This window comes from Amycolatopsis sp. TRM77291 (assembly GCF_054166285.1).
On the sequence record NZ_JBSZHF010000001.1, the window covers coordinates 3584017 to 3601703 of the forward strand.

The 17687-nt window shown below is 68.3% G+C and carries 16 protein-coding genes; 6 read left to right on the forward strand and 10 right to left on the reverse strand.

Annotated elements, in window-relative coordinates; translation table 11 throughout:
- Nucleotide 1 precedes the first annotated feature (1 nt).
- Nucleotides 2-3556 (forward strand): phage tail protein, encoded by a 3555-nt coding sequence (locus ACXIZN_RS16650; RefSeq protein ID WP_457955512.1) that lies wholly within the window; start codon nt 2-4, stop codon nt 3554-3556.
- Between the two features lie 578 nt (nt 3557-4134).
- On the opposite strand, the gene ACXIZN_RS16655 is transcribed toward ACXIZN_RS16650, so the two are convergent.
- The 3 genes from ACXIZN_RS16655 to ACXIZN_RS16665 all read right to left on the reverse strand — a co-directional run bounded on the left by ACXIZN_RS16655 (nt 4135) and on the right by ACXIZN_RS16665 (nt 7600).
- Complete coding sequence (locus tag ACXIZN_RS16655) at nt 4135-4857, reverse strand: eCIS core domain-containing protein (protein ID WP_457955514.1); 723 nt, start codon at nt 4855-4857, stop codon at nt 4135-4137.
- Between the two features lie 113 nt (nt 4858-4970).
- Entirely contained in the window at nt 4971-6944 is a 1974-nt protein-coding gene (locus tag ACXIZN_RS16660; RefSeq protein ID WP_457955515.1) for an ATP-binding protein, read from the reverse strand.
- Entirely contained in the window at nt 6941-7600 is a 660-nt protein-coding gene (locus tag ACXIZN_RS16665; protein WP_457955516.1) for a DUF4255 domain-containing protein, read from the reverse strand. The genes ACXIZN_RS16660 and ACXIZN_RS16665 overlap by 4 nt, the downstream gene beginning before the upstream one ends.
- Before the next feature lie 388 nt (nt 7601-7988).
- On the opposite strand from ACXIZN_RS16665, the gene ACXIZN_RS16670 reads away from it, so the two are divergent.
- Nucleotides 7989-9134 carry a hypothetical protein gene (locus tag ACXIZN_RS16670; RefSeq protein ID WP_457955517.1) on the forward strand — a complete coding sequence of 382 codons (1146 nt, stop codon included), beginning with the start codon at nt 7989-7991 and terminating at the stop codon, nt 9132-9134.
- A 67-nt stretch (nt 9135-9201) separates the two neighbouring features.
- On the opposite strand, the gene ACXIZN_RS16675 is transcribed toward ACXIZN_RS16670, so the two are convergent.
- Nucleotides 9202-9984, reverse strand: coding sequence for a S1 family peptidase (locus ACXIZN_RS16675; protein ID WP_457955518.1), 783 nt, complete (start codon nt 9982-9984; stop codon nt 9202-9204).
- Between the two features lie 647 nt (nt 9985-10631).
- On the opposite strand from ACXIZN_RS16675, the gene ACXIZN_RS16680 reads away from it, so the two are divergent.
- Entirely contained in the window at nt 10632-11402 is a 771-nt protein-coding gene (locus ACXIZN_RS16680) for a hypothetical protein (RefSeq protein ID WP_457955519.1), read from the forward strand.
- On the opposite strand, the gene ACXIZN_RS16685 is transcribed toward ACXIZN_RS16680, so the two are convergent.
- Nucleotides 11399-11929 carry a CGNR zinc finger domain-containing protein gene (locus ACXIZN_RS16685; protein WP_457955520.1) on the reverse strand — a complete coding sequence of 177 codons (531 nt, stop codon included), beginning with the start codon at nt 11927-11929 and terminating at the stop codon, nt 11399-11401. The genes ACXIZN_RS16680 and ACXIZN_RS16685 overlap by 4 nt on opposite strands.
- A gap of 104 nt (nt 11930-12033) precedes the next feature.
- On the opposite strand from ACXIZN_RS16685, the gene ACXIZN_RS16690 reads away from it, so the two are divergent.
- The gene (locus tag ACXIZN_RS16690) at nt 12034-12903 is read left to right on the forward strand and encodes an alpha/beta fold hydrolase (RefSeq protein WP_457955522.1); all 870 of its coding nucleotides are present in this window, start codon (nt 12034-12036) and stop codon (nt 12901-12903) included.
- A 37-nt stretch (nt 12904-12940) separates the two neighbouring features.
- Complete coding sequence (locus tag ACXIZN_RS16695; protein WP_192744960.1) at nt 12941-13171, forward strand: hypothetical protein; 231 nt, start codon at nt 12941-12943, stop codon at nt 13169-13171.
- Nucleotides 13172-13180: 9 nt separating this feature from the next.
- Here ACXIZN_RS16695 and ACXIZN_RS16700 read toward each other — a convergent pair whose 3' ends face one another.
- Both ACXIZN_RS16700 and ACXIZN_RS16705 read right to left on the reverse strand, forming a co-directional pair.
- Nucleotides 13181-13942 carry an ABC transporter permease gene (locus tag ACXIZN_RS16700; protein WP_457955524.1) on the reverse strand — a complete coding sequence of 254 codons (762 nt, stop codon included), beginning with the start codon at nt 13940-13942 and terminating at the stop codon, nt 13181-13183.
- Nucleotides 13939-14718: an ABC transporter ATP-binding protein gene (locus tag ACXIZN_RS16705; protein ID WP_457960533.1), complete on the reverse strand. Its 780-nt coding sequence runs from the start codon at nt 14716-14718 to the stop codon at nt 13939-13941. Before ACXIZN_RS16705 ends, ACXIZN_RS16700 begins: the two co-directional genes overlap by 4 nt.
- 169 nt (nt 14719-14887) lie before the next feature.
- Between ACXIZN_RS16705 and ACXIZN_RS16710 the strand changes: the two genes are divergently transcribed.
- The gene (locus ACXIZN_RS16710) at nt 14888-16705 is read left to right on the forward strand and encodes an APC family permease (RefSeq protein WP_457955525.1); all 1818 of its coding nucleotides are present in this window, start codon (nt 14888-14890) and stop codon (nt 16703-16705) included.
- Here the strand turns inward: ACXIZN_RS16710 and ACXIZN_RS16715 are convergent.
- Genes ACXIZN_RS16715 through ACXIZN_RS16725 form a run of 3 tightly spaced genes read right to left on the reverse strand, consistent with a single transcriptional unit; the run spans nt 16684 to nt 17670 of the window.
- Nucleotides 16684-16989: a DUF1048 domain-containing protein gene (locus ACXIZN_RS16715; RefSeq protein ID WP_457955527.1), complete on the reverse strand. Its 306-nt coding sequence runs from the start codon at nt 16987-16989 to the stop codon at nt 16684-16686. The two genes, ACXIZN_RS16710 and ACXIZN_RS16715, sit on opposite strands and share 22 nt — an antisense overlap.
- 1 nt (nt 16990) lies before the next feature.
- A complete protein-coding gene (locus tag ACXIZN_RS16720) occupies nt 16991-17347 on the reverse strand; it encodes a DUF1048 domain-containing protein (RefSeq protein WP_457955529.1) in 357 nt (118 codons plus the stop codon).
- Nucleotides 17344-17670: a PadR family transcriptional regulator gene (locus tag ACXIZN_RS16725; RefSeq protein ID WP_126730920.1), complete on the reverse strand. Its 327-nt coding sequence runs from the start codon at nt 17668-17670 to the stop codon at nt 17344-17346. The genes ACXIZN_RS16720 and ACXIZN_RS16725 overlap by 4 nt, the downstream gene beginning before the upstream one ends.
- Nucleotides 17671-17687 lie beyond the last annotated feature (17 nt).

The window sequence follows — 17687 nt, forward strand, 5'->3', positions numbered from 1 at the left end:
CGTGCCTCCCATTTCGACACTGTCGGCGCACTCTCTGTCATCGGCGATGCTCCGGTGTGGGCGCGCACGGCGGAACGACCGAGCGGATAGGTCAGCGGGAACCAATCTCTGCCCGAAAAGGCAGCTGCCCGTTCGGGCAGCGGGGCCCGCCCTTCCGGCTGTTGGCAATCGGGCCGGCGAAGCCGAAAGTGAAGGCATGCCGGCGGGCCGGGACAAGGTGGTACAGGCCCCGGCCGCGCGACCCGCGCGGCCGGTCAAGCCCGCGCGCCGTGCCACCCCGCCGGCACTGCTGCGGCTGCAGGCCGCCGCGGGCAACGCGGCGGTGACCCGGCTCGTCGGTTTGCAGCGCAGCAGCTGCCCCGCTCCCCCGGTCGCGCCAACCGGGGTGACGCCCGCGTCGGACCCGAAGTTCGGGTCGCTCAAGAAGGACGTCAGCGGACAGGCGAAAGCGGCCAAAGCGCATCCGCCCGCCGCCGCGGAGGTCAAGAAGGCGCAGGACGCCGCGGTCGCGCCCGCCGACGACAAAGAAGCCCAGGCCAAGGCCGCGCAGGCGGATAAGATGGCCGCCGCCAAACCGGCCGGGTTCGACAAGGCCGCCTTCGTCGCGGCGGTCAACGCCGCCGTGGCCAAACAGGCGCCCAAGAATCTCGACGAAGCCGACAAGTTCGCCTCCTCCGGCAAGGCGGACCAGATCAAGTCCGAAGTGATGGGCAAGGTCACCAGCGGCAAGGACGCCTCCGCCAAGGACGTCACCGACCGCACCAAGGAAGCCCCGGACACCGGCAGGGCCACGGAAAAGCCGGTGAAACCGCTACCGGAAACCCCGCCGCCGCCCGCGTTGTCCCCGCCGGACCCCCGCAAGGCCACACCGGACAAGGCCCCGCCCGGTCAGACCGATCTGCGCGCCGATCAGTGCGAAACCCACGGCAAGATGGCCGAAGCCGGAGTCACCGACGAGCAGCTCGCACAGTCCAACGAGCCCGAGTTCACCGGTGCGCTCGCCGCGAAACGGGAGGGCGAACAACACACGGCGGCGGCGCCTGCGGCGGTTCGTGAGTCGGAGGCGGGCCGGCTGGCCGCCGTTACCGGCGCGGCGCAGGCGTCCGGACAGGCAGCGATGGCGGGCATGACCGGCGCGCGGTCGTCCGCCGGCCAACGCGGGCAGGCGGCGAAGTCCGCCACGAAGGCCAAGGACGAGCAGGACCGGGCCCGGATCACCGCGGAGATCAAGGCGATCTTCGACGAGACCAAGACGAAGGTCGAGGGTGTCCTCGGTGCCCTCGACGATGAGGTGGCCAAACGGTTCGAGACCGGCGAAGCGGCGGCGAAGGCCGCGTTCACCGCCGACCACCAGGCCCGGATGAAGAAGTACAAGGACGAACGGTACGACGGCGTCACCGGCGCGGCCCGCTGGACCTACGACCTGTTCGCCGGCCTGCCCGCCGAGGCGAACAACCTCTTCCTCGAAGCCAAGAAGGTGTACGAGTCGAAGATGCAGGGCGTCATCGGCGAGATCGCGGATTTCGTGGGACAGCAGCTGACCGAGGCGAAGCGGCTGATCGCCGAAGGCCGCGAGCGCGTGCGGCAGAAGGTCGACTCGCAGTCCCCCGCCCTGCGCAAGATCGCGGGCGAGGCCGCCGAGGAGTTCGGGAGCCAGTTCGACGAACTCGAGAGCTCCGTCGACGAGAAACAGCAGTCGCTGGTCGACGATCTGGCACAGAAGTACAGCGAAGCCCGCAACGCCGTCGACGAGGAGATCAAGGCGCTGCAGGCGGAGAACAAAGGCCTGTGGGACAAGGCGAAGGAGGCGGTCGGCGGCGCGATCGACACGATCCTCAAGCTGAAGGACATGCTGCTGGGCGTGCTGTCGCGGGCGGCGAACGCGGTCGGCCTGATCATCGCCAAACCGATCGAGTTCCTCGGCAACCTGGTCAACGCGGTCAAGACCGGTGTCATGAACTTCGGCGCGAACATCGTCCAGCACCTCAAGGACGGGCTGAAGGCCTGGCTGCTCGGGAACCTGGCGAGCGCGGGTATCGAGATCCCGGAGACGCTGGACGCCAAGGGCATCCTGAAGATGATCATGTCGCTCCTCGGGCTCACCTGGGCGAGCGTCCGCGCGCGGATCCTCCGCTTCATCCCGGAACCCGTGCTCGCCAAACTGGAGCAGACCTTCGAGGTGGTCAAGATCCTGATCACCGAAGGCGTACCGGGACTTTGGCGCTGGGTGGTCGAGAAACTGGGCGACCTCAAGGAACTGGTGCTCGGCCAGATCAAGGAATTCGTGATCGAGAAGATCGTCAAGGCGGGGATCACCTGGATCATCTCGATGCTCAACCCGGCTGCCGCGTTCATCAAGGCCTGCAAGGCGATCTACGACATCGTGATGTTCTTCGTCGACAAGGCAGCCCAGATCAAGGAATTCGTCTCGTCGGTGCTGGACTCGGTCGAGTCGATCGCCCGGGGCGGCGCGGGCGCGGTGGCGGGGCTGATCGAGCGGACCTTGGCCAAGGCGCTGCCGATGGTGCTCGGGTTCCTGGCGAGCCTGCTCGGGCTGGGCGGGATCTCGGAGAAGATCAAGTCGATCCTGGAAAAGGTCCAGGCTCCGGTCGGCAAGGTGATCGACACGGTGGTCGGGACGATCGTCAAGGCGGGCAAGAAGATCTGGTCGAAGCTGAAGGGCAAGGGAGCCAAGGTCGTCGAAGGCGCGAAGTCACTCAAAGACGCGCTGTTCGCCAAACTCAAGAAGAAGACCGCGGTCACCATGAAGGGCAACAGTCACGCCCTCTACATGGAAGTCCGCGGCGGCCGTCCGGTCCTGATGATGGCGAGCGACGCCGACCCCCTGGTGGACAAGATCGACCGAGCACTCGAGCACAAAATGATCAAGGACAGGCCTGCCGTGGCGACCCAGCTGTCACAAATGCGCGGCGTCGTTGTCGGGCACGAGACGAAACTGAAGGACGCCCTCGCCACGAACGCCCGGGAGGAAATCCAGAACGCCGAGGCCGCGATCTGGCAGGAGCGGCGCCTCATCGCCTCCACTCTGCAGGCGATCGGTCACGAGATCGACCTGGACATGCTCAAAGAGTCCACCTACGTACTGGGCGGCGAGGTTCGCTCCGAGTTCCGCACCGACGGCAAGTTCCGCCCCACGTTCTACGGAAGCTTCAACGGCCCCGCCAAACTCAAGCGCCAGTCGGAACTCAGTCGCCTGATGAGCCAGAAACTGCGGGAAGCGGCTCGCTGGCAGCACGACCCGGTGTTCAAGATGAGCACCTCGTACATCTGCCCCGGCAAGGACTACAAGTCGCCACACCTTGTCCCGGGAATAGGAAACTCCGCGATAAACCTCGATCACAAGGATCCTTCCGTGATCAAGCACTGGAACGACACCGGACGCAAATCCGATCAGGATGCCCGCACGAAGTTCTTCAACAAACTCGACAATCTTCACGGCATGTGCGGAACCTGCAACAAATCCAATGGCGCCGCGGAAAGCGGAACGGGAATCTGGACCATCCAGCCTGGCTTCAAGGGACCGGACGGCACCTGATGGTCTTACACCGGGAGTCGTGAGTGGCAATGATCGTTCTAACCGTCATCATCACTCACGAGCTTTCGGCGACTGTCGGTGCCAGGCCCTTGTCCGTCATGGGGAGTGGTGTCGCGAAAGCCACTTTCGGGACACCAGACGTCCCGAAAGTGGCTTTCGCGACATGTTCACAGGGTGGTGCCGGGCCCGGCCACGGTCGACGTTGCGAAAGCCACTTTCGCCACCCTCAACGTTGCGAAGGTGGCTTTCGCAACCCGGGCCAAGGGCGGCACTCAGCAAGGCTCCGGCGAGCAAGAAACGCCGATACAGACTGGGCCGGCCGTCCAGTCACGTGTGCCGTTNGGCCACGGTCGACGTTGCGAAAGCCACTTTCGCCACCCTCAACGTTGCGAAGGTGGCTTTCGCAACCCGGGCCAAGGGCGGCACTCAGCAAGGCTCCGGCGAGCAAGAAACGCCGATACAGACTGGGCCGGCCGTCCAGTCACGTGTGCCGTTTCCTCGGTCACGCGAAACCGCCCGACCGTAGGTATCCAAGAAACCCTTGGCTCTAACCGTCATCACCACTCACGACCCGGGAGCTATGCCTCTTCCTCGGCTTCTTCCTCGCGCTGCACGTACGTCTGCGCCATCTTCTCCTCTTCGCCTTCTTCGGCCTCAGGAGCTTCTTCGCGCTGGACGTGCGCCTCGCCGTCGTCCTCGCAACGCTGGACGGCAGGTGAAGGTGCTGGAGCCGACATCAGCCGGTCCGCGTTCGCGACGGCCTCGCGCTCGAACCGATCCGAGGGATCCGAGACCTTCACCCCGCCGCCGGCGTCGGTCCCGTCCACCGGCCCGCTCCGCTGCTGAACGACATGCGTCAGCTCGTGCGCCAGCATGTGCTTGCCCGCGTCCGACCCCGGGTCGTACTTGTCCCGCTGGAACACGATGTTCGAACCGACCGTGTAGGCCTGCGCGTTGACGGCCTTCGCCGAGTCGTGCGCCGCGCCGTCGGTGTGCACCCGGACGTCGCCGAAGTCGTGCCCGAAGCGGCCTTCCATATCCGCCCGGGTCTCGGTGTCCAGCGGCGAACCGCCACCGGAGCCGACGACGTCGTGCACCGGCGAACGTTCCTCTTCGACCAGGGTGCTCGCACCGGCGTTTCCCACCGCGCGCTGCAGATCCAGCATGCCCGCGGGGCCGAGGACGTCAGGGCGCCCGGCCGCGGCGGCGCGGCCCAGCAGGCCTCCCTCGTCCCGCTCCAGCCGGTCGCCTTTCGGCCGCAGGCTCGCTTCGAAGTCGTTGTCGTGACTGTGCCCGCGCATGGTCCGCTCCCTCGGGTCGCTACGCCGCCTGTCCAGCTTGCGCCGTCGCGGCGCCGCGCACCAGGCTGCCTCGCACGGCCGAAGGGGCGGCATCGGCTGCCCGAACGGGCAGGTCAGCCGTCGGTCACCATCGCCAGGTACGGGCCGAACTCGCGGTCCAGGCACAGCCTGCCCAGCTTGCGGTACTCCCGCGCGACCGCGCCGACCAGATCCGTCATCGCCACCGGGCGGCCGGCCTCCGCGGCCAGATACGCGCCGGTGACCGCGGCCGAGCGGATATGTCCTCCGGCGAGCTCGAACGCTTCGGCCAGGAAACCCAGGTCCAGGTCGCCGGCCCGGGGCAGCCGAGCGCCGAGGCAGCGATCCCACAGCTGACGCCGCAACTCGACGTCCGGCAACGGGAAGTCCACGATCACGTCCAGCCTGCGGGTGAACGCCTCGTCGAGGTTCGCCCGCAGGTTGGTGGCCAGCACCGCGATGCCGTCGAAGGTTTCCATCCGCTGCAACAGGTACGCGCTTTCGATGTTCGCGTACCGGTCGTGCGCGTCACGGACCTCCGACCGCTTACCGAAGATCGCGTCCGCCTCGTCGAACAGCAGCACCCCGTTGACACCGGCGGCCTCGGTGAAGATCCGTTCCAGGTTCTTCTCCGTCTCGCCGACGTACTTGTCGACCACGGTCGCCAGGTTCACGGTGTACAGATCCATCCCCAGCGAGGCGGCGATGACCTCGGCGGACATCGTCTTGCCCGTCCCCGAATCCCCGGCGAACAGCCCCGTCACACCCCGGCCGCGGCCGCCACCCGGACGCATCCGCCACTCGTCGAGCACCTGGTCCCGGTAGCGCGCCCGCGCGGCCAGTTCGTCCAAAAGGGACAGTACGCCCGCGGGCAACACGAGGTCGCTCCAGCCGACGACGGGTTCGATCCGCCGGGCGAGCCGTTGCAGACCGGCCGCGTTCTGGCTCCGCGCGCCCGCGCGCAGGTGGGACGTCCGCACCGGCCCGCCATCGGCCAGCGCCGTCACCGACGCCGCCTTCGCCGCACGGGCGATCTGCCCCGGCCCCAGCACGAAATGCGCGGTCGCCGCTCCCGGGTCGACATCCGGCGCGAGCACACCGTCGAGATGGCCGCGCCAAAGACCCACCCGGCTCGCCGCGGACAGGGGGAACGCGTCGAGCTGCAACGGCGGGATGGCGCTCCACCGTGGGTCCCAGGCCCCGGTGCCGTGCACGATCACCGGGACCGCCGGATGAAAGAGCTTCTCCAGATGCGGGGAATCGTCGACCGGGCCCAGCACCAAACCCGCACCGCGCAGCAACGCCTCCCGCACGAGCGAACCGGTGAGCTCCCCCTGCCACCGCGCCGCGTCGACCACCAGCGCGGGGAATCCGGCTGCGGTCAGCGCGGCGGCACCGAGTTCTTCCGCACCCCCGCCGGGATGCTCCCTCAGATAGACCAATCCGACCTGGCCCCTGACCGCCCGGGCGAGCCGATCCGCACCGGACACGTCGGTGAGCTCCGTGCCGAGGCGGGCGCATCCGGCGAGTTCCGGGGCGAGCCGATCGTCGCCCAGCAGGTGGTTCACCACCCGGTCGGGTACCCGAAGCGTGCGTGACAGGAAGGGACGGTCCTGCTCTTCGAGGGTGAGCAGGCCACAAGTGATCAGCGGAGCGTCGGCGTCGAGCCGCGCCCGGCCGGCCGCCGACGCTTCAGGGATGCCGCACAGGCGCAAGGCCAGGCCCGCCGTCGCCCGGCGACGGGTCACGTCGTCGTTGAGATAGCCGTAGAACTGCTCGAACCGGCTGTCGAGGTCGGGCGCGAGCGCGACCAGCAGCAGTTCGACGTCGGCGCCGGTGAGTCCCGCGCGCTGCGCCAGCGGGTACAGGCGGCCTTCGGGCACGGAGTCCGTGAACGGCGGGAACGGCTCACGATGGCCCTCCAGCAGAGCGTCGATCGTCTCGTTCGACAGATACAGCCCGCGGAAGGGGTCGTCGGGGTTCGGGTCGGCGGCCCGGCGGCTCTCGACCGCGTCGCGGATCCGCTGTTCGAGCCGGGCCAGCCGCTCGAACAGGTACTCCAGGCTCATCGGGACTTCCGGTGGGTGCGCGCCATCGCGACCCGGCGTTGCCCTTCGACCGCCCCGCTCTCCGCCACCTGGTGCCCGACCACGTCGCCGTCGCCGGTGTCGAGCCTCAGGCCTTCCTTCGGCGGCCGTTCGGCCGGGTACACCCGTCCACTGTGGACAGGAGCGGAGATGACGACGTCCAGCGACGGTTTCAGCTCGCCGCCCAAGGCGGTCCAGACGTCGGCGAACGCCCGGTCTTCGGGCGGCGGCAACGCGACCGTCATCGGCACCGGCAGGCCCATCCGCGCCAGTGACCCGGTGAGCACCGACTCCGGGACGGCATCGTGGGCCAGCAGGCCGAGCAACAGGTCGGACAGCACGCGATGCTCGTCCTCCGGGCGCTGCGTCCAAGCGGTGACCAGATAGGACAGCTTGATGTGCCGGGGCGGAAGGTGCCGAGCCGCGACCTTGCCGAGCGGGTCGTACTCGTTGAGCAGGCCCCGCGAGCGGCGGCGCAGGTCCTCACGGACGTCGTAGAGGTAGACGTTCACCGTCGGAGCGTTGCGCCGCGACGCCCACTCCTTGGTCGGCGCGTCGAACGCGACTTCGATCTCGCTGCCGCGCCGGGCCTCACCCCGGACCAGCCGGCGCAGCGCCTCATCGACCTCATGGATCACTGCGGACCTCCTCGGACGGCGGTCCTCCCACGATGGTCGGGGCGGCGACGGCAGGCCAGCCGCGCGACGGCAGACCTTCGGGTACGCCCGGCTGCCCCTACGGGCAAAGACGCGGCAGACGAGCTGGTCACCATCGGGGTCACCCGCCGGACATCGGGGGTAGCCTGGGTGTCGGAGCCTCCTGCCAGCACGCCGACGACCGACCTGCCCTCGTTCGTCGACCGGAGTCAGGCAGCAGGCCTGACCCGGCCGGCGGCACCGGTTCCCCCGTTCCACCCGCACGCCACCGCCGGTTCCGGCCGGTCCGACTCACTCCCACAGGAGATCCTCCATCAGTGTCCCCGTAGTTCTGCCGTACGCCGTCAGCGCTCCCCGTTCCCTCACCGATGTGTACGGCCCGGGCATCGCCCTCTGCGCGCGGCCCGAGCCGGCCGCCGCCGAACCAGTGAACAGGCACCGTCACAGCCGTGACGTCGTCTCCGCACGACCGATCGCCGTCGCGGCCGACATGCCGGTGATCTGCAGCGCCGGTGGCACCGACCCGGATCTGCTGGCGCTCCTGCGAGCCGGCGGCCTGCCTGTCGGCACGGATCTGCGCGAGTTCCGAAGCGAACGGGAATTCGCCGCCCGCGTGACCGAAGCGATGTCCGACGGCCTGCTGATGTCGATGGAGTACCCCCACCCGACCACGCTGTGTCCGGACGCACGCGCGCTCAAAAGCGCGCAACTGGTCGGCTACTTGAACAACAAGGCCAGCATCACCACGTTGGTCGATCCCCGGTTCCAAGCGCACCGCAGCGTCGTGACCCGCGCGCAACTCGCGGAGGCGGCGCCGGCGGAGAAGTCGTGGGTGCTCAAGGCCGCGACCAACGACGCGCACGGCGGCAGCCTCGACGTCTATCTGCACGAGGCAGGCGAGCGGATCGTCCTGCCGGCGTTCACCGACGTGCTCGGCGAGTTCGTCGTCGAGGAGTACCTGCAGATCGTGCACAACTGGGGCCTGCAGTTCTACGTGGGAGCGGACGCGCGGGCCCGCCTGCTCGCCGTGACCGAACAACGCGTCGACGCGACCGGGATCTACACCGGCGGCATCTTCGGCGCGGTCACCACTCCTCCCGCCGAACTGCTCGCCGAATGCCTGGCCATCACCCAGCGCGCGGCCGATGTCGGCTACCGCGGCCTGTGCAGCCTCGACTGCGCTCTGACCCGGGACGGCCAGCAGGTCGTGCTCGACCTGAACTTCCGGATCACCAGCGGCTCGATCCCGTTGCTGGCGATACAGTCCGTCCGCCCCGACGCACTCGACCGCCCCGCCGAATCCGTGAAGCTGACCGTCGCCGGCGCACTCGCCGACCTGCTCGCCGAGGTACGCCCGGCGCTCGCGGATGGTGGCCTGCTCCTCGTGGCCGGCCATGACACCGGCCGCACGGACGATCCGATCAGGCGGAGCACCTTGCAACTGCTGGTCCTCGGGGACGACCCCGACGAGGTGACCGCTCGGCGCCGGACGCTGGAAGAGAAGACCCGCCGGTAACGCTCGTCAGGGAGTGCCGCGAAAGCCACTTCCGCTAGAAGGTGGCTTTCGCGACACGTCCCCGAGATCACGCCACGGCCGGCGTCCGGCCCGTCTGCTCGGCGATCCAGTCCCGGTACACCGTCACGTCGGTCCAGATGCCCAGACCGCTGGCGCATTTCGGATCCGCGTCACCATCGCGGCTGGTGGCACCGACCAGTTCCCACTCACCGGGCCTGCCCTTGATCTGCGGCCCGCCCGAGTCGCCGTAGCAGCCCATCGCGTCCGGGGTGTCGGAACCGGTACAGATCTCCTTGCCCGCGACGAGGGTCCGGCAGTCTTCGGCCGGCCTGACCTTGGTGTCCAGCTCCTGGAGGATCTCCGGCGCGCCGCAGTTCTGCTCGGCGCAGTGCTCGCCCCAGCCGAGGATCCGCGTCCCCGTTCCGGCGCCGCCCACGGCGTCGGCGATCTTGATCGGCTGCTCGGTCACCGGTTTGTCCAGCCGCACCAACGCGATGTCCTGGCCAAGCGGCTCCTCCCCGGTGAAGTCCGGGTGCACGATGATCCGGCTGACCCCGGTCTCGGTGCCCCCGCTGTCGTGCTGCCGCGCCCCGATCCTGGTCCTGATCTGCCCCGGCTGCGCTCCCCGCACGCAATGCGCCGCGGTCACCACCCAGTCCTCACTGATCAGCGAGCCGCCGCAGAAGTGCTGCCCGCCCTCCTGCAGCGACACCATGAACGAATAGTCCTCGGTGGCGTCGCGCCCGCCGATGACGTAGGGCGTCGGCCCGTCGGCCGCCGCGACCCCCGGTACCAGCACCGCTCCCGCCGCGGCCAGCCCGACCATCAGTACGCCTGTTTTGCGAAGCATTATCGTGAACTCCCCGTAGACGACGAATTGCTGACAGTCGTCACGCTATGGGGTGATGATCACAGCTGGATCGGCTCATCGGTCGGGTGTACCTCGGCCGAATGGCCGACCCAGCGTGACAGCGGGACCGGCAGGTCTGACCCGGACTGGTGGCGAGCCGGTCGAGGTCGCGCTCGGGATGGCGTGTTGCGGGCGCGAGGTCGGTGGTTGGGGTGACGGTTCCTTTCGCCGCGTCCAATGCGGTGAGGGCAGCCTTCGCCCCGGCCACTCACCCGCACCGGCCACGTCGCCGCCGGCGCCCGTGTCGCGAAAGCCACTTTCGCGACGCCTGATGTCCCGAAAGTGGCTTTCGCGACACGTTCGACCGGCAACCCCTTTCGCCACTCCCGACCCGGCGGGCGGCCCGATTCGTCACGACCCGCATTCCGAAACCTGGATGACCTCGATCGGGTCCACCAGTNCGAAAGCCACTTTCGCGACGCCTGATGTCCCGAAAGTGGCTTTCGCGACACGTTCGACCGGCAACCCCTTTCGCCACTCCCGACCCGGCGGGCGGCCCGATTCGTCACGACCCGCATTCCGAAACCTGGATGACCTCGATCGGGTCCACCAGTAGTCTCCAGCGGACAGTGCGAGGGGGAATGATCATGTCCAGCCATTTCGACGCGATCGGGATCGGCGTCACCGACCAGGACGAGTTCGGCGAGCGAGTGGTCTCCTTGATCAGCGCGGGCACGGCCCGGCAGGTCGGCAAGAAGACCAGCGAACACGTCTGGACGGACCCGTCCGGTGCCCGGCTGGTCGCGCAGGTTCGCAAGGGCGAGATCGACTTCCTTCTGCCGTGCCTGGCAGGCACGGCGCCCGCGGTGCCGGTGCGCGACGTTCACCTCGTCGACGACGAGACCGCGATGCTCGACCTCCTCGACGGCGTCAGCGGGGAGATGGTCTGCCCCGTCGCGGTCGAACTGGAAGACCGGGCGGTCCTCGCCCACTCCGGCGGGCGGCTCGAGTCCGGCTCCCTGGTGCTGGCGGCCTTGGCCGAAGACATCACCGTGCACGCCGACGCCGATGCCTACTACGCCTCGCAGGACGACGACGGACCGAAGTTCGCCGCCGACTACTTCATCCCGTCCGGCACCTTCGCTCTCGAGGAACCCTCGCCCGGCTGGACGCCTTCCGCCCACGCGCTGTTCGCCGGCGAAGTCGTCAAGGCCGAAACCCCCGTGAACACGGCCACCGGCAAGGCGTTCCATCGGATCCGGGTCCGCACCATCGCCGCGATCGAACTCGACGTCGCCATCGCGGCCACCGATCTGGAGCGGCCACCCGCGCCCGGCAACATCGTGACGGGGACCTTCTTCCTGACCGGAAGCCTGGGACTGCAGGAAAGCGCCGTGAAGCGACGCCGCTGGTTCTAGGCGGTCCGTTCGCGGCGATAGTGACGAGCGGCCTTCGCCCGGTTGCCGCAGGTTTCCATGGAGCACCATCGCCTGGTGCCGTTCCGGGTCGTGTCGTCGAAGTACAGCGTGCACACCGGATACGCCGAGCATCGCTTGATCCGTTCCGGGCGCGCGCGAAGCAGGCTCAAGTAGCCGTACGCCGCGAGCCACGCGGGCCGCCAAGCCGCTTCCTCGACCTCGATCACTTCTTCGGGGCCGCCTTGCCGCAGCTCCGGCCGCAAACGCCCGCGCGCCAGCACTTCGTTGAGGGCGCGTTCGGCGGAGGCGCCCGGGCTTTCGAGCACCTCGCGCAGGACGGAACGCGTGTGCCGCAACGGTTCCTCCGCCCCCGGGGGATCCGGTAGGCCCCACTCGGCCAGCCAGGCACCGACGCCGCCGGGTTCGTCGAAGACGTCCCGCTGTTCACCACGTTCGGGCCACGTGGTGTTCAGCAGGTCCAGGGCGATCGGCTCGCCGGCCAAGGGGCGTTGCGACACAGCCGTCATCCTACCCTCCGTCGACCGCTTGACAGGTTAGGTCTCCTCCTGCTTATCTCTAACCGTTCTCAAGCATTTAGACGGTTAGGCGCAATCGCGAGGAGCACCCACCCATGTCCGAAGCCACCCTGCACCGCACGGCGACCATCGACGGCCGCAGCGTGTTCTACCGGGAAGCCGGCGATCCGGCCGCGCCCACCGTGGTGCTGCTACACGGTTTCCCCACGTCGTCGCATATGTTCCGCACGCTGATCCCGGCACTGGCCGACCGGTACCACGTCATCGCCCCCGACCACATCGGCTTCGGATATTCGGACGCTCCGCCCGTCGACCGGTTCGACTATTCGTTCGAGAACCTGACCGCGATCACCATGGGCCTGATCGACACGCTCGGCCTGGACCGTTTCGCCCTGTACATCCAGGACTACGGGGCACCCATCGGGCTCCGCATCGCGAGCCGTCACCCGGACCGGATCAGCGCGCTGCTGGTCCAGTCCGGCAACGCCTACGTCGACGGCTTCACGCCGTTCTGGGACGTCCTGTTCGCGCACGCCAAGGACCGCGAAACCCACGAGGAAGCCGTGCGCGAGCTCCTGAAACCCGCCGCGACCCGCTGGCAGTACACCCACGGCGTCCCCGCCGACCGGCTGGACCGGCTCACCCCGGACACCTGGACCCTCGACCAGACCCTGCTCGACCGCCCCGGCAACCAGGAGGTGCAGCTGCAGCTGTTCTGGGACTACCAGTTCAACCTCGACGCCTACCCGGACTTCCAGCGGTACTTCCGCGAGCACCGGCCGCCGACCCTCATCACCTGGGGCGAGCACGACGAGATCTTCGGCGCAGACGGAGCCCGCGCGTTCCTTCGCGACCTGCCCGACGCCGAACTGCACTTGCTCGACGCCGGGCATTTCGCGCTGGAGACCCACGGCGCGGAGATCGCCACCCTCGTCAGGGACTTCCTCGGCCGCGTGCCGCGCTGACCGCGGCCGTATCCTCGAGGTGAGGCGGAGGTGGGAAGTGACGGACGAACAGCTGCTCATCGAATTCGCGCTGACCCGCATGGACCATCCCGACCTCGACCTCGAGGAAGTGGCGACGCTGACCGTCCGGCGTCTCGGCGAGGACCGGATGCTGGACTTCGCCGGGCGTACCCTCGTCAGCCGTGGCGAACTACGCGGAGCCGCGTTCCCGGCCGCGGTCGAACACGTGCTCCGCGTGGTCCTCACCCTGCGCGGCCCGGACGACTGACCGGCGACGTCAGGAGATCTTGCGTCGGTAGCTGATCGTCGCGAACGCGTACGCGACGATCAGCAGACCGGCGCACCAGGCAAGGGCGATCCAGATGTCGTCGCCGACCGGTTGCCCGCCGAACAGGTCCCGGATGGCGTTGACGATCGACGTCACCGGCTGATGCTCCGCGAAGGCCCGCACGGGGCCCGGCATGGTGGCGGTGGGCACGAAGGCCGAGCTGAGGAACGGCAGGAAGATGAGCGGGTAGGAGAACGCGCTCGCCCCGTCGGCGGATTTCGCGGACAGGCCGGGGATGACGGCCAGCCAGGTCAGCGCCAGCGTGAACAGGAGCAGGATTCCGGCGACCGCGAGCCAGGTCAGTACGCCCGCGGTGGACCGGAAGCCCATGAGCAGGGCCACACCCACGACGATGACGAGCGAGATGAGATTGGCGGCCAGCGACGTCAGTACGTGCGCCCACAACACGCCCGAGCGTGCGATGGGCAGGGATTGGAATCGTTCGAAGATCCCGCTCTTCATGTCGGTGAAGAGCCGGAGCGCGGTGTAGGCCACCCCCGACGCGACGGTGATCAGCAGGATGCCGGGCAGCATGTAGTTCACATACGAATCCGTCCCCGTTTCGATCGCGCCGCCGAAGACGTAGACGAACATCAGCATCATGGCGACCGGCATCATCGCGGTCGTGACGATGGTGTCCATGCTGCGCGTGACGTGTTTCATCGAGCGGCCGAGCAGGACGGTCGTGTCGCCGAGGAAGTACTTGGTCATCGTCCGCTCCCTTCCTTGTCCGCGCCGACGATGGCCAGGAAGACGTCTTCGAGTGACGGTTGTTTCTCGACGTATTCGACCTCGGCGGGCGGCAGCAGCCGCTTCAGTTCGGCGAGCGTGCCGTTCACGATGATCCGTCCTTTGTGGAGGATCGCGATCCGGTCGGCGAGCTGTTCGGCCTCCTCCAGGTACTGCGTCGTCAGCAGGACCGTCGTGCCGCGGGCGGCGAGTTCCCTCACCGCGGCCCACACCTCGGCACGGGCCTCGGGGTCGAGCCCGGTGGTGGGCTCGTCCAGGAAGATCACCGGCGGATTCCCGATGAGGCTCATGGCGATGTCCAGCCGCCGTCGCATACCACCCGAATAAGTCGACACCTTCCGCGCGCCGGCGTCGGTCAGCGAAAACCGTGTCAGGAGGTCGTCGGCGATCTTGCCCGGCTGTTTCACATGCCGCAGCCGGGCGACCAGCACGAGATTCTCACGCCCGCTGAGGATCTCGTCGACGGCGGCGAACTGCCCGGTGAGGCTGATGCTTTCCCGCACGTCGGCCGGCCGCGTGGCGACGTCCCAGCCGGCGACGCTCGCCGCCCCCGCGTCCGCCTTGAGCAACGTGGACAGGATCCTCACGACCGTGGTCTTGCCCGCCCCGTTGGAGCCGAGAAGGGCGAAGATACTGCCCCGCGCCACCTCGAAATCGACGCCTCGTAAGACATGCAGAGCCTTGTACGACTTCTCCAGGCCTCGCACCCGGATCGCCTCGGTTTGCCGCGCGACCATCATCCACCCCTTCTTGAGCACTACTCAGTAGCACTGACTACTGGTAGATAGTAGCACTGACTAGTGGTCACGCAAGGGCGTCAGTTTGCTGTCGGGTTCACCCGGATCGGTGTCAAGAACCCGTCAACGCCCTCGAACCGAAGTGCGGTAGAACCCCAGGCTGACGGGCGTGACCACGACACTCACCCGCCCCGAGCGCGGTACCGACCGCGCCGAACGGCACCGGCTCTCCGTCGTCGGCGGGCTCGCCGCGCTGTCCTTGGACGCCATGGCGTCGGTCGCCTACGGACCCGAAGCCATCGTGATCGTGCTGGCCGTCGCGGGCGGCACGGGTCTGGGCTTCACCGTGCCGGTCACGCTCGCGATCGCGGTACTGCTGGGCGTGCTGACGCTGTCCTACCGCCAGGTGATCTCCGCGTTCCCCGACGGCGGCGGCGCCTACGGGGTCAGCCGGACCTATCTCGGACGGCGGGCGTCCCTGGCGGCCGCGGCTTCCCTGATCGTGGACTACGTGCTCAACGTCGCGGTCTCCGTGGCGGCCGGGGTCGCCGCGCTGACGTCGGCGTTCCCCGGCCTGCTGCCGTACAAGCTGTGGTTGTGCCTCGGCGTCCTGGCGCTGGTCACCGGCGTGAACCTGCGCGGCATCGCCGAAAGCGCCAGGGTGTTCGTCGCGCCCACGGTGATCTACGTCGGCGCGATCCTGACCGTGGTCGTCGCCGGCCTCGTCCGCGACGAGCCCGCCGCGGTGATCGCCGCGCCGGAACACCCGCAGAACCTGCAGACGGTCGGAATCCTCTTGCTGCTCAAGGCTTTCGCGAACGGCTGCGCGGCGCTGACCGGTGTCGAGGCGATCGCCAACGCCGTGCCGTCGTTCCGCAAACCGCGGGTTCGCCGCGCTCAGCACGCGGAGATCGCACTGGGCGGCCTGCTCGGCGTCATGCTCATCGGGATCGCCGTGCTGATCGGGAAGTTCGGCATCCACCCGGTGGACGGCGTCACCGTGCTCTCGCAGGTGACCACGGCGTCCTTGGGCGACGGCTTCGGCTTCTACCTGGTGCAGTTCTCGACCGTGGTGCTGCTCGCCCTGGCCGCGAACACCTCCTTCGGCGGGCTGCCGGTGCTGGCGCAGTTGCTGGCGAAACACAACAAGCTGCCGCATGTGTTCGCGCTGCGCGCCGAACGCCAGGTGTACCGCCATGGCGTCGGTTTCCTCGCCGTCACCGCCGCGCTCCTGCTCGTCGTCACCGACGGCGACATGAACACCCTGGTCCCGCTGTTCGCGATCGGCGTGTTCGTCGGGTTCACGCTCTCCCAGCTCGGAATGGTCCGGCACTGGCGACGCACCCGCCCGGCCCGCTGGCGCGCCAAGGCCACGCTGAACGGCTTCGGCGCGCTGCTCACCGGAGCCGCGGCGATCGTGGTGACGACGACCAAATTCGGCGAGGGCGGCTGGCTGATCGTCATCACGCCGCCGCTGCTGGTGGCGGCCATGGAATGGGTCGAGCGCAGCTACCGCCGGATCGGCGACCGGCTCGAACTCGGTGTCACCCCGGCACCCCCGCGGCCGGACCGTTCGCTCGTGATCGTCCCCGTCCACACCGTTTCCCGCCTGACCCGGGACGCCCTCGCCGCCGCGTTGTCACTCGGAGACCACGTCCAGGCGGTGCACGTCACCCATCCCGACGACGAACAGTCGTCATGGGATTTCGTGGCAGCCTGGGAAGAGTGGCACCCCGGAGTGGCCCTGGTTCAGCTCCACGACGAACGCCGCCGCCTCGGCGAACCGCTCATGGAACACCTCCGCACCGTCGGCGGACGGCACGTTTTCGTGCTGATCGCCGGGGTCGAACCGGAGCACTGGTGGCAGCGGATCCTGCAGAACCAGCGCGGAGCCGTGCTCGCCCGCGCGCTGCGCCGCCGCTCGGACGCCGTCGTCTGCCGGATGCGCTTCCGGATGAGCCGGCGTCACTTGCCGAGGGACTCCTGATAGAGATCCGCGTGGGTGGGCGTGTCCTTGATCAGCTCGTCACAGAACGCGGCGACGTCTTCGCCGATGAGTGCCATCACACCCTTTCCGGACGCCACACCCTCCTCGAAGAAATCCACGATCCCGGGCAGCAGTGGCCCGTCGGCCAGGTCGACCGGTCCCACCTTGAAGAGGTACTTCCGCATCTCCTTGTAGACGATCTGGTAGTCCGGCGGGAGCGCCTTGACCCGGGCCACGTGCGCACGCCACTGCTTCTTGCCCTCGATGATGTCCTGGATGCCCACGTCAGCCTCCCAGCTGCTTCAGTTTCCTGGCGACGTTCCTGTTCAGCTGCTCACGCCAGCGGTCGCGGTAGCCACGGCGGCGCTCCCCTCCGGCCAGCGCCGCGCAGAAACCCTCGATGTCGTCACCCAGCACCTCGCGCGCGCTCTGGCCGTCCGCGGCCGTTTCCTCCAGCAGCCCGAGGGCGCCGTCGAGAACCGGCAACAGGTTCCTGCCGGTGAAGTCCGAATAGGACGAAAGATGCGCGGTGATCTCCTCCCACGCCGCCCGGTGGTCGGCGGGCAAGGCCCCGGCCCTGCCCTCGAAGGCCTTCCATTCCCTGGTGAGATCGTTGCCCGTGACGGTGTCCCAGAACTTCATTTCCCGCCCTCCTTGAGTTCGTCGATCCGTGACGTGACGAATTCCCATTTCGCCCAGAACTTCGCGAGCTCCTCGCGCCCGGCGTCGTTCAGCGCGTAGAACTTGCGCGGCGGCCCCTGCTCGGATGGCCGTTTCGTCACCTGGACCAGTCCGTTCTTCTCCAGCCGCAGCAGGATGGCGTACACCGTCCCCTCGACCACTTCCGCGAAGCCGAGCTCGTTCAACCGGCGCGTGATGGCGTACCCGTAGGTCTCCTCGCCGCCGACGATCTCCAGCACGCAACCCTCGAGCGTGCCCTTCAGCATCTCGGTCAGACCGTCCATCGTGACCCTCTTCGACT

Bases quoted from the DNA above. Each gene is read 5' to 3' on its own strand.
- ACXIZN_RS16700 (WP_457955524.1), bottom strand. From the start codon at position 13,942: ATGACCAAGTACTTCCTCGGCGACACGACCGTCCTGCTCGGCCGCTCG.
- ACXIZN_RS16725 (WP_126730920.1), bottom strand. From the start codon at position 17,670: ATGGACGGTCTGACCGAGATGCTGAAGGGCACGCTCGAGGGTTGCGTG.
- ACXIZN_RS16655 (WP_457955514.1), bottom strand. From the start codon at position 4,857: ATGCGCGGGCACAGTCACGACAACGACTTCGAAGCGAGCCTGCGGCCG.
- ACXIZN_RS16660 (WP_457955515.1), bottom strand. From the start codon at position 6,944: ATGAGCCTGGAGTACCTGTTCGAGCGGCTGGCCCGGCTCGAACAGCGG.
- ACXIZN_RS16705 (WP_457960533.1), bottom strand. From the start codon at position 14,718: ATGGTCGCGCGGCAAACCGAGGCGATCCGGGTGCGAGGCCTGGAGAAG.
- ACXIZN_RS16680 (WP_457955519.1), top strand. From the start codon at position 10,632: ATGTCCAGCCATTTCGACGCGATCGGGATCGGCGTCACCGACCAGGAC.
- ACXIZN_RS16685 (WP_457955520.1), bottom strand. From the start codon at position 11,929: ATGACGGCTGTGTCGCAACGCCCCTTGGCCGGCGAGCCGATCGCCCTG.
- ACXIZN_RS16675 (WP_457955518.1), bottom strand. From the start codon at position 9,984: ATGCTTCGCAAAACAGGCGTACTGATGGTCGGGCTGGCCGCGGCGGGA.
- ACXIZN_RS16690 (WP_457955522.1), top strand. From the start codon at position 12,034: ATGTCCGAAGCCACCCTGCACCGCACGGCGACCATCGACGGCCGCAGC.
- ACXIZN_RS16720 (WP_457955529.1), bottom strand. From the start codon at position 17,347: ATGAAGTTCTGGGACACCGTCACGGGCAACGATCTCACCAGGGAATGG.